The following is a 1,194-nucleotide window of genomic DNA, read 5'->3' on the forward strand; positions in this document are numbered from 1 at the left end:
TTTTTTTGGTTCTCACAAGTCGAATTTTACTGCTGCCCTGCTTTTTGCCTGCCCCCTGCGGGATCATCGCAGCGGACGACCGCATTTTCGTATTCGACTGAAAGGCAATTTCACCTTCTCCTCCCTACTGGGTAAAAAGCATGGCCAATTCTCAGAGCTTAAACTTGCTCCAGGACAGGTCAAATGCCTGCATCATGTGCTCGTCTCGGGGAAACATTGGGGTCCAGTCCATGTCGCTGTTGCACGACCCCTCGAAGGTTCAGAGCTGTGGTGTGTGGTCAGTGATCAATTGACCTCCATCGAGACCTTCACAGAATATGGGCAGCGCTTTCAAATTGAAGAAGGCTTCCTGGACGAGAAAAGCGCTGCCTGTCATCTGGAAGACTCCCACTTGAGAACAGCTCCCCAGTTACAGCGTTTGTTGCTGGTGTTGTCCGTAGCTTTGCTGGTACTGGTTTCTCTGGGCACCGATCTGGTGGCTTCAAAACAGCGTCGCCTGATTGATCCGCATTGGAGGCGGGGACTCAGCTACCTCAAGTTGGGCTGGAGAAGACTGCAATACTGTCTCAGTCACGGTTTAGATGCTTCCAGTACGCTGGTCCTCATCGGTGGAGCAGATCCAGAACCGAGCCACCTGCAACGGAAAAGAAAGCCGCCACCGACATTCTCTGACGTGTGGCTGCTCGATTTCTCTTCCATCTCATGATTTCTGTCAGGCGGTCAGGGCTTGCCGCTCTTCTTCAGTCATTATTTGCAGGAGCTCAAGGACTTCTGAGTGGAGTTCCTGGGCGATGCGGATGATTGCTTCTCCGTACACGCCAATGAAGTCTGCAGTGTAGTCAGGCCATGTCAACATACTGAGCTTCATGGCTTCAATGCCGAGACTCTTCATCTCTGTGTGCAGCCATGCGATTTTTTTGTGTTGATCTGGGTCTAGCATGCGGATGATTGCTTCCATGGTTCCTCCAGGTTGGATTCCCATGGTAGTTGCCTCATGCCAGAAGTGCATCTGCCAAAAAGTGAATTGAGCTAAGCCTTGTGGCCAGGACGTGCTCTGTAAAGGATAAAGATGCTCACGCTCATGGGTTATCAAAAACTGGCTTGAATTGACCTAACTGAGATTTTTGTGTGTTAGGCCAGGTCCCCAAAGTGGGAGAATGAGCCTGTCATACCCCTTCGAGCCGACAAGCCTGC

Annotated in this window: 1 protein-coding gene and 1 pseudogene; one reads left to right on the plus strand and one right to left on the minus strand. The window is 51.3% G+C overall.

Features of this window, described 5'->3' with window-relative positions; genetic code table 11:
- Positions 1 to 706 (plus strand): annotated as a pseudogene (locus IEY52_RS26450) (hypothetical protein); the annotation flags it as partial.
- Between the two features lie 6 nt (positions 707 to 712).
- Here the strand turns inward: IEY52_RS26450 and IEY52_RS26455 are convergent.
- Positions 713 to 958, minus strand: coding sequence for a hypothetical protein (locus tag IEY52_RS26455; RefSeq protein ID WP_189009697.1), 246 nt, complete (start codon positions 956 to 958; stop codon positions 713 to 715).
- Between the last annotated feature and the right edge of the window lie 236 nt (positions 959 to 1,194).

This window comes from Deinococcus roseus (assembly GCF_014646895.1).
Taxonomy (GTDB): domain Bacteria; phylum Deinococcota; class Deinococci; order Deinococcales; family Deinococcaceae; genus Deinococcus_C; species Deinococcus_C roseus.

Coding starts and splice junctions, on each gene's coding strand:
- IEY52_RS26455 (WP_189009697.1), bottom strand. CDS start 958: ATGGAAGCAATCATCCGCATGCTAGACCCAGATCAACACAAAAAAATC.